The following is a 13,257-nucleotide window of genomic DNA, read 5'->3' on the forward strand; positions in this document are numbered from 1 at the left end:
TTCCGCATTTTGAGACTGAACCGATGTCGTCACTCCCCGAAGCCAAACTGGACGTCCTGCTCGCGCATCACGCCTCGCTGGAGGCCGAATCGCTCGGTCAGCTCGCTTCCGAACGCTATGTGCAGATCACGCGTGAGCTCGCCGAGCTCACGCCATTGATCGAAGCGGTCAAGACCTATCGATCGGCCGTCAAGGAGCTCGCCGACACCGAAGCGCTGATCGCCGACCCCGCGACCGATGCGGAGATGCGCGCCATGGCGGAAGCCGAGCGCGGCGAGCTGACGCCAAGGATCGAGGAGCTGGTCCAGAAGATCCGCGTCGCGCTGCTGCCGAAGGACGCGATGGATGACCGCAACGTGGTGCTGGAAATCCGCGCCGGCACCGGCGGCGACGAGGCTTCGCTGTTCGCCGGCGATTTGTTCCGGATGTACGAGCGCTTCGCGGCCCTGCAGGGCTGGAAGGTCGAGGTGATCTCGGCCAGCGAAGGCAGCGTCGGCGGCTATAAGGAAATCATCGCGGAGGTGCAGGGCCGCGGCGCGTTCTCGAAGCTGAAGTTCGAATCCGGCGTGCACCGCGTGCAGCGCGTGCCGGACACCGAGACGCAGGGGCGCATCCACACATCCGCCGCCACCGTCGCCGTGATGCCCGAGGTCGAGGAGGTCGATGTCGAGATCCGGAACGATGATTTGCGTATCGAGACGATGCGCGCCGGAGGCGCCGGCGGCCAGCACGTCAACAAGACCGAATCGGCGATCCGCATCACCCACATCCCGACCGGCATCGTGGTGATGATGCAGGACAGCCGCTCGCAGCACAAAAATCGCGCTTCCGCCATGAACATCCTGCGTTCGCGCATCTACGACGCCGAGCAGCAACGCCTCGACGCGGCGCGCTCGGCCGAGCGCAAGGAGAAGGTCGGCTCCGGCGACCGCAGCGAGCGCATCCGCACTTACAATTTTCCGCAAGGACGCGTCACCGATCACCGCATCAATTTGACGCTCTACAAGCTGCCGCAGGTGATCGCGGGCGAAGCGCTGGGCGAACTGACCGACGCGCTGACCACCGAGCACCAGGCCGCGCAGCTCGCCGCCCAGGGCGCGGCGGCGTAAAGCTCGCGGCTTCGCGCTTTCTTCAGCGTGTCTTCAGCGTCTCTTGGCTCGAAACGCTCGCAGGATCTTGCCCAAACCGGGCGCGGCGGCGCTGAGCTCGTCCAGATGGATGCGCGAGAGGGATCGCAGCTTCCGCTCGCCCTTCGCTGTCAGCTTGACCAGGACGCGCCGCGCATCATCGGGGTCGGCTTCCCGGCCAGTCAGCTTCAGTTTCGCCATGCGATCCACCAGCTCCACCGCGGTGTGGTGCCGGATCAGCAGGAAGCGCGCGATGTCGCCGACGCTGGCGCCGTCAGGGGCAGCCAATCCCTTGATCGCCAGCAGCGCCTGGTGCTGCTGCGGCGTCAACCCGGCGCTCTGAGCCGCGGCTTCGCTGAAGGCCAGGAAGGTTCGGAGCTGATAGCGAAACTGCGCAAGCGCCGCGTAGTCGGCCTCGCGCATCGCGCCACTCTTTGTGGGCACAGCACGCGTCGGGCGCGTCGTCTTCCGCTTCGATGGGGCCATTCCCTGCCTGCGACGTCGAGCCAGCCGGTGCAACGGGCGGCCTCACCGAGACTAGCAAGGAAGGTCAGGCCGAACCAACCGACCGGCGCCCCGGATGCACAAATATCGCCACCTATTCGAAGCTGGACAGCAGGATCTTCACCAGGATGACCTGTAACGCGATCGGGATGCGGACGCTTTTCCGCCGGATCGAGCGCTGCAGCGCGCCGGCAATCTCGGAGCTGGTCAAGGTACCGGCGGATGCATTGGTAATCATCTCCGCCCACATCTGCGACAGCGAGCCGCCGGGTGGGATCACCGGCTTGATGGTCACGCCGCAGCCCTGCGCCCAGTCGATGATCTCCCTCATCGTGTGAGGGCCGCAATTGCGCGCGGTGGCGAGGCGCTCAGCCGTCAGAGCAAGCAGCAATTCGCGCGAGGGCGACCAATTCCCCTTCGGCGGCTGCTCAGCAGTGAGCTCGACCGCGAGCTCCTTGAGGACGTTCTGGGCGCGCACGCTGAGCATCTGCATCGGGCCGGGTGCGCGCTTCGCCTGAACGGGGCCGACGGCGGGCCCGCGCCGGCCGGCCGGCCAGTTGCGCGGATCGGGCATGCGCGAGGCATCGCCGGAGTGCGGTGTCGCTCGCTGCCCGTTCGCCTCTTCCACTGGCCACCCCGCCTCCTGCCGCTCCGCACCTTGCGGCCACGACCGTCGCTTCCGGGTACCCGCCACCGTCGTCTGCCGCGCCATTTCTCTCGCCGAACCCGCCAGCTTCGTACTCACAAAGACTAATATATATCGTGATGCGATATGTTTTCACGAGATAATTTTCGTCGTTCGACCAAAGGCGAAATTGACAGAAGGCGTTCACAAGCAATGCTTGCGTCCAAGAGCTACACGCGGATGTGACGTGCCCGGCGCGGGCAGGCCCTTGAGGCCGGCTGCCGCCGGACAGGTCGTGCTTTGCCTGCAAACAAGAACGATGTTCGGAGGAAACGATCATGACTGACAATCTCATCCGCCGCGGCCTCTCGCGCCGTGGCCTGCTTCAGACCACCGCGGGCCTCATCGGCGGCGCGGTTCTGCCCGGGATGCCGGCGTTTGCCGAGGACAAGCTGGCGATCGGTTCCTACCCCGCCGGGGTCTCGGGCTCCACCGCCTTCATCGGCATCTCCGTGCCGCGCACCGGCACCTATGCCGTGCAGGGTGAAGACGAGCTCAAGGGCTATCAGCTCGCGATCGAGCACATCAACAGCGGGCACGACCTGATCAAGAAGATATCGCCGAAGACCAGCAAGGGCGTGCTCGGTAAGGAGCTGAAGTTCGGCGTCGCCGATTCCGCGGCCAAGCCAAACGAGGCGGTGCAGGCGCAGCAGCGCTTCATCAGCGAGAACAAGGCGATCATGATCACCGGCGGCACGTCGAGCGCCGTTGCAGTGGCGCTGAACAAACTCGCCCAGCGCGAACACGTCATTTTCGTGTGTGGCATTTCCGGCTCGAACGATACCACTGGCAAGGATTGCGTCCGCTACGGTTTTCGCCAGAACTTCTACGGCCAGACTGCGGCTGCAGCGATCGGCCCGGTGATGGTACGTGAGTTCGGCAAGGGCAAGAAGGCCGCGTATCTCACGCCTGATTACACCTACGGCCACACCGTCACCAAATCCATGCAGGATTTCCTCGCAACAGCGGGCTGGACGACGACCACCAACCAGGTGGCGCCCCTCGGCGCACCCGACTACTCCTCCTATCTGCTGAACGTCGCGAATTCAGGCGCCGATGTGCTCATCAACGTCAATTGGGGACACGACGCCGTGCTGTCGACACAACAGGCCAAGCAGTTCGGCGTGCTCGACAAGATGAAGCTGGTCGTCCCCTACCAGGTGCCTTTCATCGCGCGCGAGACCGGCGGCCTGATGCAGGGCGTCTACGCCGCCACCGATTATTGGTGGACCATCGAAGACAAATTCCCGCTCGCCAAGATGTTCAACGAAGCATTCGAGAAGAAGTACGGCTACAAGCCCGAATGGGGCGCGGAGAACGCCTATGTCAGCTTCGCGCATTGGGCGCACATGTGCGAGCAGGCCGGCAGCTTCAGCCCGCCCGACGTGATCAAGGCCTACGAGAAGGGCGAGACGATCCCCTCCCTGGTGGGCGAAGTGCATTACCGTCCCGAGGACCATCAGTGCGTCCGGCCGGTGATCATCGTCAAGGGCAAGCAGCAAAAGGACATGAAGAACAAGGAAGACTGGTACGACGTCGTCGAGATCGTCCCGGGGGAAAGCCTGATGCAGAAGCCGGACGCCTTCGGCTGCCATCTCGGCGACTACAGCTGAGACCTCGCTAACCCCTGTGACGCCGCGGACTGCACTCCGGTCCTGCGGCGTCACCCTTTTTTGGACGCGCACCATCGCGCGCCACAACAGCGATTGTCGCATGATAAGTTGGCCCAACCTCGTTTCGCAGCTTTTCAACGGGCTCGCGCTCGGCGCCCTGCTCGCGCTGATCAGCTCCGGCCTGACCATCATCTACGGCACGCTCGGCGTGCTCAACCTCGCGCACGGCGCGATGTTCATGATCGGCGGCTATGCCGGCTTCGTCGCCTACCAGTACACGGAGTCGTTCATCCTCGCCGTGATCGCGGGCTCGCTGTTCGTGATGCTGCTCGGCGTTCTCATGGAACGCGTCATCATCCGCCATTTCTATCACCGCCCGCACGAGGATCAGCTGCTCGTGACCTTCGGGCTAGGCATCTGTTTCGTCGAGCTCGTGCGCCTGATCTTCTCGAGCCAGTCGCAGCTGGTGCCGCCGCCGGCCCTGTTCCGGGGCATCACCAATCTCGGCTTCATGTTCTATCCGACCTACCGCCTCGCCGTCGTCGGCATCGTCGCGGTCGCCCTCGGCGCACTGTTCACCGTCCTCTACCGGACCCGGCTGGGCATGATTGTGCGCGCCGGCATCGAGGATTCGGTGATGGTCGATTCGCTCGGCATCAATGTCTATCGCGTCTTCATGGTGGTGTTCGGCATCGGCGCAATGGCCGCCGGCTTTGCCGGCATCGTCAACGCGCCGGTGGTGTCGCTGACACCGGGCATCGGTGACGACATCCTGGTCCAGACCTTCGTGGTGGTGGTGATCGGCGGCGTCGGCTCGTTCCCCGGCGCAATTCTCGGCGGCCTGATCGCCGGCGAGATCATCAGCGTCACCTCCATGTTCAACCCCGGCTACGCCTATGTGATGCTGTTTGCGGCGATGACGCTCGTGCTCGTGGTACGACCGCATGGCCTGCTCGGCGTCCAGGGCCGCGAGTAAGCGATCTCCTGATGCTCAAGCAACGCCCCTTCCTGATCGAAGCCCTGACCGCGATCGGCTTGATCGCAGCCCCCTTCGTGCTGCCTCATCTCGGCTTCGCGCCGAACACCGTGAACAGGATCCTGGTCTGGGGCCTGTTCGGCCTCGGCTTCGACATCCTGTTCGGCTTCACCGGCCTGCTCTCGTTCGGCCAATCCGCCTTCTACGGCACCGGCGGCTTCGTCGCCGCCTACCTGCTGACCCGCGCGGGCTTCGGCAACGTGCTGGGCGCGCTGATCATCGGCATGATCGCGGCGGCCGCGACCGGCTACCTGATCGGCCTGATCGCGTTGCGCCGCACCGGCATCTATTTCGCGATGATCACCGTGGCGATCGCGGAGGTGTTCTACTTCGTCGAGTTCAATCCACTTTCCGATTTCACCGGCGGCGAGAACGGCTTGCCGGGGGTACCGACGCCGAGCTTCGATCTCGGCTTCACCTCCATCCACTTCACCAATGGCTGGTCGCTCTATCAGTTCATCGCGCTGTGCTACTTCGTCGGCGTCGTCATCGCCCTCAGGATCGTGCGCTCGCCGGTCGGCGCGATTCTGAGTGCGATCCGCGACAATCCGCTGCGCGCCACGGCCGTCGGACACAACATCCATGGCTACAAGCTGACCGCCTTCGTGATCGCAGCCGCTTACGCGGGCTTCGCCGGCGGACTGCTCGGCGTGCTCCAGGCCTTCATGCCGCCCGACGCCTTCACCTTCGACACCTCGGGCCAGCTCGTGATGCAGACGGCCATCGGCGGCAGGGGCACGCTGTTCGGACCGCTGGTCGGCGCAACCGTTTGGCTCTTCCTTCAGGACTTCCTTCAGTCCGCGCTGGGCCTCGGCGCGGCCTGGAAGCTGGTGCTGGGTGTCGTCTTCGTGCTGCTGGTCTGCTTCCTGCGCGGCGGCATCATCGGCGGTCTTGCCGATCTCTACCGCCTCGTCTCCGGCAAGCGAAAGCGAACGGATGCGGAGATGGAGCAGGAGGCCGCTGACGCCGAGGCCACACTGCAACCCCCACCGGCGCCGATGCAGGCCAAGGAGGTCGCGCATCCCGCCTATTCCGGGCCGATCCTGAAAGCCACCGGCCTGACCAAACGCTATGGCGGTCTCGTCGCCAACAGCGACATCGATTTCAGCGTCAATCAGGGCGAGCTGCGCGGGATCATCGGCCCCAACGGCGCCGGCAAATCGACCTTCTTCAAGATGCTGACCTGCGAGATCGCGCCGAGCTCCGGCCAGATCGTATTCGAGGGGCGAGACATCACGGGATTGAAGGTGACCGAGGTCTGCCAGCTCGGCCTCACCAAGAGCTATCAGGTCAACCAGCTCTTCACCGGGTTGACGGTGCGGCAGAACCTGACGATCGCAGCGCTGGCCGAGCTACGTGGAAAATTTCGGCTCGACCTGTTCCGCAAGCTCTCCAGCGTCAAGGGCCTGACCGAGCAGGTGGAGCACACGCTTGCCCTCGTCAATTTGAGCCGCCGGGCCGATACGCCGGTATCCGAGCTCGCCTATGGCGAGAAGCGCAGGCTCGAAATCGGCCTCGCGCTCGCCACCTCGCCGCGCCTGCTGCTGCTCGACGAACCGCTTGCGGGCATGAGCCCACGCGAGCGCGTCGAGACCGTCAAGCTGCTCAAATCGATCGCGCGAGGGCGCACCATGATCATCATCGATCACGACATGGATTCGCTGTTCGAGCTGGTCGAACGCGTAACGGTGCTCCAGGAAGGCAAGGTTCTGCTCGACGGCACGCCGGAGGAAATCAAGGCCAACGCCGCCGTGCAGGAAGCCTATCTCGGCGGAGTTCACGGGGAGATCGCCGCATGAGCCTGATCGAGGTCAACGGCCTGAACAGCTATTACGGTGACTCCCACATCCTGTTCGACGTCGCCATGCACGTCGCGCGTCACGAAGTGGTGGCGCTGCTCGGTCGCAACGGCGCCGGCAAGAGCACCACGCTGAAGAGCCTGATGGGCGTCGTGACGCCGCGTAGCGGCAGCGTGAAGTTCGACGGCATTGATATCGCCGGACGAAAGAGCCACAGAATCGCCCAGGCCGGCATGCAGCTCGTGCACGAGGAACGCCGCATCTTCGGCAGCCTGTCGGTGGAGGAAAACATCGTCCTCGCCGGCATCACTGCGCCGAAACGCTGGCCGCTCGATCGGATCTACGAAATGTTTCCGCGGCTGAAGGAGCGGCGCAACAACCGCGGCACCGAGCTCTCCGGCGGCGAGCAGCAGATGCTCGCGATCGCACGGGCGTTGGTGCGCGACCCCAAGATCGTGCTGCTGGACGAGCCGTTCGAGGGGCTCGCGCCCGTCATCGTTCACGATCTCGTCAAGGCCTGCCGCGAGCTCGCCGCCGCCGGCCAGACCATCGTGCTGGTCGAGCAGAATTTGGCGGCGACGCTGGCGCTGGCGAGCCGGATCTACATCATCAACAACGGACACATCGTGCACGAGGGGCCGGCGCGGGAGCTCAAGGCCCAGCCGGAGCTGCTCCAGCGCTATCTCGGCGTCTAGAGAGCGGCGATCATTAGCCTGGCGTGAGCGGCGAGCACCGTCATGTCCTCCTTGCGCGTCTGCGCCGGCAGCAGCTCGATTCCGGCCCTGACGGGCATGACGTGCATGTGCAGGTGAAAGACCACCTGGCCGCTGGCCGGCTCGCTGAACTGCTGAAGGATGATGCCCTCGGCGTCGAACGCCTTCATCGCGGCAATCGCGATCCGCTTGGCGGTTCGGGCGACCGCGGCGAGGTCGTCATCCGCGATGTCGAGGATGCCGCGTGCCCGCGCCCGGGGAACGACCAGCGTGTGCCCGGGCGAGCGCGGCATGATATCGAGAAAGGCGAGGCTACGGTCGTCCCTGAAAACCTCGAAGCAGGGGATCTCGCCGCGCAGGATCTTTGCGAAGACGTTCTGATCGTCGTAGGGCGTCATGGACCCTCCTTCGTTGCGCGACGCGATCTGACGCGCTCCTTTCCGTTGACGCAAGCAAGCCAGCCGGCCTATCCACGATGCCAGGCAGGATAGTTCCATTGGCGACAGATTTCGATCCCGGACACAGCATCGAGAGTGCGCGGCGCGCGCTTGCGGCACGGCTGCAATCGGCCGGCATCGAGCAGCCCGCTCTCGATGCGCGCCTGCTCGTCGGGGCTGCGCTGAGGCTTGATCTGACCGGCATGGTGACGCAGGCGGCCCGGCAACTCGCACCTGAAGAGGCTGCGCGGCTGGAAGCGTACGCAAAGCGCCGGCTCGCGCATGAGCCGGTCGCCCGCATTCTCAGCGCTCGGGAATTCTGGGGCCTGCCGTTCCAGCTATCCGAGGCGACCCTGGTGCCGCGTCCCGATACCGAGACGGTGGTCGAACTCGCGCTCGAAATCTTTCACGAGCGGCAAGCCTCCCATCAGCTACGCATCGCCGATATCGGCACCGGATCCGGCGCCATCCTGCTCGCGCTGCTGCACGAGATTCCCGGCGCCTTCGGCGTCGGCACCGATCTCAGTCTGACCGCGCTCAACACCGCCAGAGACAACGCCGCGGCTCTGGGCCTCGCCGACCGCGCCAGCTTCGTCGCCTGCTCCTACGCAGCGGCGCTCCGCGGCCCGTTCGACCTCGTCGTGTCGAACCCGCCCTACATCCCGTCGGCAGAAATTCCGAAACTGAGCATCGAGGTGCGCGAGCATGATCCGCATCTGGCGCTCGACGGCGGCAATGACGGTTACGACGCCTATCGCGCCCTGATCCCGCAGGCGGCTGAACGTCTCGCCCCCGGCGGAGCACTGATCGTCGAGGCCGGACAGGGCCAGGCCCGAAATATTGAAACCTTGCTGACGGCTGCCGCGTTGGTCGTGGACAGGTCGCCCAAGGCCGATCTGGCGGGCATCCCGCGGGCGGTTTCGGCCCGGAAAATGCCCCCATAAAAGCCGGATTGGGCTGCAAAAAACCTCTTGGAATATCCCTTGGGAACGACTACCTTCCGATCAACACATCGGTGCCGGCCCCGTAGACTTACGGGCGAAAGCCGGGCTCTCGGGCGAGAGCTTACTGATAAAGGTTCCAAGCCGCAGGTCCTGTTGAGCGCGATGGCCATTTGAGCTGCGCTGCTTACCGACCGCAACGTGAACGAAAGCCTGATATTGCGCTTGAAGACTTACGCAACAAAGCAGGGCTTGTTTCGGCAGGCGATATGAATGGGTTCGCTGGCGATGGATGCTGGCGGTGGGGAACGCGTCTTTTGTTGAACGCGACGGTCGACGAACATCGGCAGGGATCAAGCCGCTCTTGCGTGCGGTTGCGCGCAAGCGATGTGAACCGCTGTCATCAGGTCACTCTCGGCAATCAGTAATGCGTGCAACCTTTAGGGCTGGAATTAAAGGCAGGACATGAGAAACGGTCAGAACAAGCAGCGGATGCGCAACCGCAACAATAATAATAATAACAATAACAACAATAATAACCGGCGCGGCCAGAACCCGATGACCCGGGTCTACGAGTCCAACGGACCCGACATCAAGATCCGCGGCACGGCTTCGCATATTGCTGAAAAATATCTCCAGCTCGCGCGCGACGCGCGCTCCTCCGGAGACCCCGTTGCGGCCGAGAACTACTACCAGCATGCCGAGCATTATTTTCGCCTGATCGCGACGGCTCAGGAGCAGTTCCGGCAGAACCAGCAGCCGCGCGGCGATGAGCCCATCAACAGCAGCGGCGACGACGGCGAGGACGACGGCGAGAATTTCTCGAATTTCGGCCAGGAGCCGGGGTTTGTCCCACAGCCGCCACCGCCGCCCTTCACGCGCGACCGCGACGGCCCGCGCGATCATCAGCCCCGCGACAACCACTATCAGCGCGACAATCAGCAGCCGCGCGAGCATCGCGAACGCGACCATCGTCCGCAGCCGCAATATCAGCCCCAGCCGCAACCGCTGCCGCTGAACCAGCCCCAGCCCGTCGTCGCCGACGCGGTCAGCGTCGATCGTCTGCCGTCCTTCATCACCGGTCCGCAGCCGCAGGTGAACAGTGGCGCGCCCGGCCAGGCCGGCTTCGAAGGTGCTGGTGGTGGCGAGCGCTTTCCGCGGCGGCGCCGCCGCCCGAATGGCCCGCGCCCCGAGCGCGAAGCCGCTCCGGCCGCCTCGAGCGACGAAGTGGCCCCCGGCGAGTAAACCTTTCGCCGGACATCCTGCGCCAGATACCCTGACCTGAATCGTCCCGGCATGTCCGGGACGATTTGTTTTTAGCCGCGCGTCGCCGTCGTCGATGACGGCACCAGCACCGGCTTCGCCAGTGAGGGAATCAGCCGCGCCCGCTCGCGCTTGGCGGGGATCGCGCGGTAGACCTGCTTGGTCGCCTCAACGATGTGCACGCCGGCAAAGGGCAGCGACAGCGCCGCGCCGGCGCGCTCCCACATCTGCGCGGATTTCAGCACCCAGCCGCCAGCATAGGGCGGCATGAACAGCGCCTCGCCCCAGGCGGTCGGGGTGAACCAAGTCTGGCGCAACAGATCGGTGATCTGCGAGCGCGAATAGGGCCGGCCGTGACCGAACGGCGTGCTGTCGGTGCGGGTCCACACCCCGCGCCGGTTCGGGATCACCGCAATCACGCGACCGGACGGGGACAGCACGCGCCACGCCTCGCGCAGCAGCGCGGCCGGATCGTCCGACATTTCCAGTGCGTGGACCAGCAGGATGCGATCCACCGCGGCGTCGGGAAGCGGCAGCGAGAACTCGTCCACCAGCGAGGCGAGCGCCGGCCGTCCCGTCGGCCATTTCAGGACGCCCTGGGCCGACGGCATGAAGGCGATGCAGCGCTCCGCGTCCTCGCGGAACAACCCGAGATAGGGCGTGGGATAGCCGAAGCCGAGCACCCGCTGGCCATCGACGCGCGGCCAGCGCTCCCGAATGCCGCGATTGATCATTTGCCGCGCCACAATCCCGAGGCGACGGGAGTAGAACTCGCGGAGGTCGACGACATCAATGGTCATGATCGCAATGTAACATGCACGAGGCGGCCCCCGCGCGCGGAATATGGCATTGCCTGCGCAACGTTAACGCCATATTTGTCTGACGGAGCTGAGCGCGATCGGAGATGACATGGCCGCCGAAATTCGTACTTTCACCTGTTTAAACGACAATTTCGGTTACCTGATCCACGATGTGGAAACCAAGGCGACGGCGTCGATCGACGCGCCGGAGGCCGGTCCCATCCTGAAGGCGCTCGAGCGCGAGGGCTGGCAGCTCACCGACATCCTGATCACCCATCATCATGGCGATCATGTCGGCGGGGTCGCCGAACTCAAGCAGAAATACAATTGCCGCGTCGTCGCGCCGCATGACAAGACCACTGAGATCGCAGACGTCGACCTGCGCGTCGCCAACGCCGAAATCGTCAAGGTCGGCAGCTTGTTGGGGCGCGTGCTGGAGACGCCCGGCCACACGCTCGACCACATCTCCTACGTGTTCGACACCGAGAAAGCGCTGTTCGCCGCCGACACGCTATTCTCGATCGGCTGCGGCCGCGTGTTCGAGGGCACCTATCCGATGATGTGGGATTCGCTTCTGAAGCTGCGTGCCCTGCCCGACGACTTCAAGCTCTATTGCGGCCATGAATACACGGCGTCCAACGTCAAGTTCGCGCTGGCCGTCGACCCCGACAATGCGGCGCTGCAGGCGCGCGCGGCCGAGGTGGCGAGGCTGCGGGCCGAAAACAAGCCGACCATTCCCTCGCTGCTTGGTGACGAGAAGCGGACAAACGTGTTCCTGCGCGCTGATGAACCCTCGATCGCAGCCAGGCTGCACATGAAGGGCGCGGATGCCACCGCGGTGTTCGGCGAGCTGCGCGAGCGCAAGAATAAGTCTTGAGGAACAAGTCCTGAAGATCAAATCCTGACGGGAATCGATGCCGACCGCAGCCGAGATCATCGCGCGCCTTGAACTCCGACCGCATCCCGAAGGCGGGCACTATCGCGAGACGTTTCGCGATCAGACCACCGACACCAACGGCCGCGCGCGCTCGACCCTCATCTACTTCCTGCTGGCACGCGGCGAGCGTTCGCACTGGCACCGCATCGATGCTGTCGAGAGCTGGCACTATTACGCCGGCAGCCCGCTGACGCTGCGCATCGCCCATGACGGCTGCTCCCAGCACGAGGTGCGGCTCGGCACGGACCTGTTGAACGGCGAGCGGCCACAGGCGATCGTGCCGGCGGATGCGTGGCAGACGGCGGAGACCACCGGCGAGTGGACCCTGGTCGGCTGCACTGTGGCGCCGGCCTTCGAGTTCGCGAAGTTCGAGCTCGCGCCCAAGGGCTGGGAGCCCTAAGGCCCCGTCGCTTCGGCTTGCGCCGGCAATGACGCTACCGCTTTCGCAGCACCATGTCCTTCGCGGCTATCAGGCCGCCGCCGGCGATCAGGATCGCCGCGATGGTGATATTGGCGCTGGCATTGGCGAATCCGGCGGCGATGAGGAAGCCGGTCGAGAGTAGCGGCGTCGCGTAGGACGCGGCGCCGAGCACGCGGATGTCGCCGCGCTTCATGCCGATGTCCCAAGCGTAGAACGCAGCACCGACCGGACCGATGCCGAGCGCGATCACGGAGAGCCATTGCAAGGTCGTGTCCGGCCACACCGTGGTTTCGAGCAGTCCATGCATCAGCGCGGCGAGCACCGCGGTGGCGAGGCAAAATCCCGCGACCGCATCGGTCGGCACCGCCTTCAATCGCCGCGACAACACCGAATAGGTCGCCCACACGAACGCTGCGATGAAGGCCGCGGCCAATCCCGGCAATTGACCCTGCGTGAAGCCGGAGGTGTTCCCGGCGAACAGCAGCACGGTGCCGACGAGGCCGAGCACGGCGCCCACGACGTGATGCACGGCAAGCCGCTCGCCCGGCAGGAACGACGAGAACAGCACGATCAGGAGCGGCCACAGATAATTCAGCAGGCCGGCTTCAGCCGGCGGCGCAAAGCGCAGCGCGAGGAAATACAGCGCGTGATAGCCGAACAATCCGCCGACACCGACGGTCCACACGGCCAGCGGCTGACGCAGGCTTTTGGCCGCCTCGCCGCGGCCGATCCAGGTGAGCAGGCCGACGAGACCGCCGATCGCGAACGTCATCGCGGCCAGCTGGAACGCCGGGATCTTTCCGGTCGCCACCGTCATCGCCGACAGCAGCGACCACATCAGGATCGCGGTCAATCCGATCAGCGTTGCCGTGCGGGGAGTCATCGATCAAAGGCTCTGAGGACGTTTATGCCCGGCACGAGGCCGGGCATTTTCGTCTTCACTATCGCCTTGTCGCGCCTGAAGCTACAGGCATTTGGCTC

Annotated in this window: 14 protein-coding genes; 9 read left to right on the forward strand and 5 right to left on the reverse strand. The window is 64.8% G+C overall.

What is annotated here, in order from left to right; translation table 11 throughout:
• Positions 1-23 precede the first annotated feature (23 nt).
• On the forward strand, positions 24-1,109 hold the full coding sequence (gene prfA / locus N551_RS0117470) for a peptide chain release factor 1 (protein WP_027568011.1): 1,086 nt from the start codon (positions 24-26) through the stop codon (positions 1,107-1,109).
• A gap of 33 nt (positions 1,110-1,142) precedes the next feature.
• Here prfA and N551_RS0117475 read toward each other — a convergent pair whose 3' ends face one another.
• Both N551_RS0117475 and N551_RS0117480 read right to left on the reverse strand, forming a co-directional pair.
• Positions 1,143-1,613 (reverse strand): MarR family winged helix-turn-helix transcriptional regulator, encoded by a 471-nt coding sequence (locus tag N551_RS0117475; RefSeq protein WP_027568012.1) that lies wholly within the window; start codon positions 1,611-1,613, stop codon positions 1,143-1,145.
• A 112-nt stretch (positions 1,614-1,725) separates the two neighbouring features.
• Positions 1,726-2,259: a hypothetical protein gene (locus tag N551_RS0117480; protein ID WP_035961511.1), complete on the reverse strand. Its 534-nt coding sequence runs from the start codon at positions 2,257-2,259 to the stop codon at positions 1,726-1,728.
• Between the two features lie 335 nt (positions 2,260-2,594).
• Here N551_RS0117480 and N551_RS0117485 point away from each other — a divergent pair, with 335 nt between their 5' ends.
• The 4 genes from N551_RS0117485 to N551_RS0117500 all read left to right on the forward strand — a co-directional run bounded on the left by N551_RS0117485 (position 2,595) and on the right by N551_RS0117500 (position 7,459).
• On the forward strand, positions 2,595-3,929 hold the full coding sequence (locus tag N551_RS0117485; RefSeq protein ID WP_027568014.1) for a substrate-binding protein: 1,335 nt from the start codon (positions 2,595-2,597) through the stop codon (positions 3,927-3,929).
• A 100-nt stretch (positions 3,930-4,029) separates the two neighbouring features.
• Positions 4,030-4,905 carry a branched-chain amino acid ABC transporter permease gene (locus N551_RS0117490; protein WP_027568015.1) on the forward strand — a complete coding sequence of 292 codons (876 nt, stop codon included), beginning with the start codon at positions 4,030-4,032 and terminating at the stop codon, positions 4,903-4,905.
• A gap of 11 nt (positions 4,906-4,916) precedes the next feature.
• Positions 4,917-6,764: an ATP-binding cassette domain-containing protein gene (locus N551_RS0117495; protein ID WP_027568016.1), complete on the forward strand. Its 1,848-nt coding sequence runs from the start codon at positions 4,917-4,919 to the stop codon at positions 6,762-6,764.
• A complete protein-coding gene (locus N551_RS0117500) occupies positions 6,761-7,459 on the forward strand; it encodes an ABC transporter ATP-binding protein (protein WP_027568017.1) in 699 nt (232 codons plus the stop codon). Before N551_RS0117495 ends, N551_RS0117500 begins: the two co-directional genes overlap by 4 nt.
• Here N551_RS0117500 and N551_RS0117505 read toward each other — a convergent pair.
• Entirely contained in the window at positions 7,456-7,875 is a 420-nt protein-coding gene (locus tag N551_RS0117505; protein ID WP_027568018.1) for an HIT family protein, read from the reverse strand. The two genes, N551_RS0117500 and N551_RS0117505, sit on opposite strands and share 4 nt — an antisense overlap.
• Before the next feature lie 77 nt (positions 7,876-7,952).
• On the opposite strand from N551_RS0117505, the gene prmC reads away from it, so the two are divergent.
• Together prmC and N551_RS0117515 are read left to right on the forward strand one after the other, a co-directional pair.
• Positions 7,953-8,858, forward strand: coding sequence for a peptide chain release factor N(5)-glutamine methyltransferase (prmC, locus tag N551_RS0117510; protein WP_155809767.1), 906 nt, complete (start codon positions 7,953-7,955; stop codon positions 8,856-8,858).
• A gap of 462 nt (positions 8,859-9,320) precedes the next feature.
• Positions 9,321-10,100 carry a DUF4167 domain-containing protein gene (locus tag N551_RS0117515; protein WP_027568020.1) on the forward strand — a complete coding sequence of 260 codons (780 nt, stop codon included), beginning with the start codon at positions 9,321-9,323 and terminating at the stop codon, positions 10,098-10,100.
• Between the two features lie 71 nt (positions 10,101-10,171).
• On the opposite strand, the gene N551_RS0117520 is transcribed toward N551_RS0117515, so the two are convergent.
• Positions 10,172-10,918 (reverse strand): class I SAM-dependent methyltransferase, encoded by a 747-nt coding sequence (locus N551_RS0117520; protein ID WP_007599158.1) that lies wholly within the window; start codon positions 10,916-10,918, stop codon positions 10,172-10,174.
• Between the two features lie 109 nt (positions 10,919-11,027).
• Between N551_RS0117520 and gloB the strand changes: the two genes are divergently transcribed.
• Together gloB and N551_RS0117530 are read left to right on the forward strand one after the other, a co-directional pair.
• Positions 11,028-11,795, forward strand: coding sequence for a hydroxyacylglutathione hydrolase (gloB, locus tag N551_RS0117525; protein WP_027568021.1), 768 nt, complete (start codon positions 11,028-11,030; stop codon positions 11,793-11,795).
• Positions 11,796-11,832: 37 nt separating this feature from the next.
• Positions 11,833-12,255 carry a cupin domain-containing protein gene (locus N551_RS0117530; protein WP_027568022.1) on the forward strand — a complete coding sequence of 141 codons (423 nt, stop codon included), beginning with the start codon at positions 11,833-11,835 and terminating at the stop codon, positions 12,253-12,255.
• Between the two features lie 34 nt (positions 12,256-12,289).
• Here N551_RS0117530 and N551_RS0117535 read toward each other — a convergent pair whose 3' ends face one another.
• Positions 12,290-13,159: a DMT family transporter gene (locus N551_RS0117535; RefSeq protein WP_027568023.1), complete on the reverse strand. Its 870-nt coding sequence runs from the start codon at positions 13,157-13,159 to the stop codon at positions 12,290-12,292.
• Positions 13,160-13,257: the final 98 nt, after the last annotated feature.

The sequence above is a fragment of the Bradyrhizobium sp. URHA0013 genome, from assembly GCF_000518345.1.
GTDB lineage: Bacteria > Pseudomonadota > Alphaproteobacteria > Rhizobiales > Xanthobacteraceae > Bradyrhizobium.

Excerpts from the sequence above, each read along its gene's own strand:
- N551_RS0117500 (WP_027568017.1), top strand. The coding sequence starts at position 6,761 with ATGAGCCTGATCGAGGTCAACGGCCTGAACAGCTATTACGGTGACTCC.
- prmC (WP_155809767.1), top strand. The coding sequence starts at position 7,953 with ATGCCAGGCAGGATAGTTCCATTGGCGACAGATTTCGATCCCGGACAC.
- N551_RS0117485 (WP_027568014.1), top strand. The coding sequence starts at position 2,595 with ATGACTGACAATCTCATCCGCCGCGGCCTCTCGCGCCGTGGCCTGCTT.
- prfA (WP_027568011.1), top strand. The coding sequence starts at position 24 with ATGTCGTCACTCCCCGAAGCCAAACTGGACGTCCTGCTCGCGCATCAC.
- N551_RS0117535 (WP_027568023.1), bottom strand. The coding sequence starts at position 13,159 with ATGACTCCCCGCACGGCAACGCTGATCGGATTGACCGCGATCCTGATG.
- N551_RS0117505 (WP_027568018.1), bottom strand. The coding sequence starts at position 7,875 with ATGACGCCCTACGACGATCAGAACGTCTTCGCAAAGATCCTGCGCGGC.
- N551_RS0117495 (WP_027568016.1), top strand. The coding sequence starts at position 4,917 with ATGCTCAAGCAACGCCCCTTCCTGATCGAAGCCCTGACCGCGATCGGC.
- gloB (WP_027568021.1), top strand. The coding sequence starts at position 11,028 with ATGGCCGCCGAAATTCGTACTTTCACCTGTTTAAACGACAATTTCGGT.
- N551_RS0117530 (WP_027568022.1), top strand. The coding sequence starts at position 11,833 with ATGCCGACCGCAGCCGAGATCATCGCGCGCCTTGAACTCCGACCGCAT.
- N551_RS0117520 (WP_007599158.1), bottom strand. The coding sequence starts at position 10,918 with ATGACCATTGATGTCGTCGACCTCCGCGAGTTCTACTCCCGTCGCCTC.
- N551_RS0117515 (WP_027568020.1), top strand. The coding sequence starts at position 9,321 with ATGAGAAACGGTCAGAACAAGCAGCGGATGCGCAACCGCAACAATAAT.
- N551_RS0117475 (WP_027568012.1), bottom strand. The coding sequence starts at position 1,613 with ATGGCCCCATCGAAGCGGAAGACGACGCGCCCGACGCGTGCTGTGCCC.
- N551_RS0117490 (WP_027568015.1), top strand. The coding sequence starts at position 4,030 with ATGATAAGTTGGCCCAACCTCGTTTCGCAGCTTTTCAACGGGCTCGCG.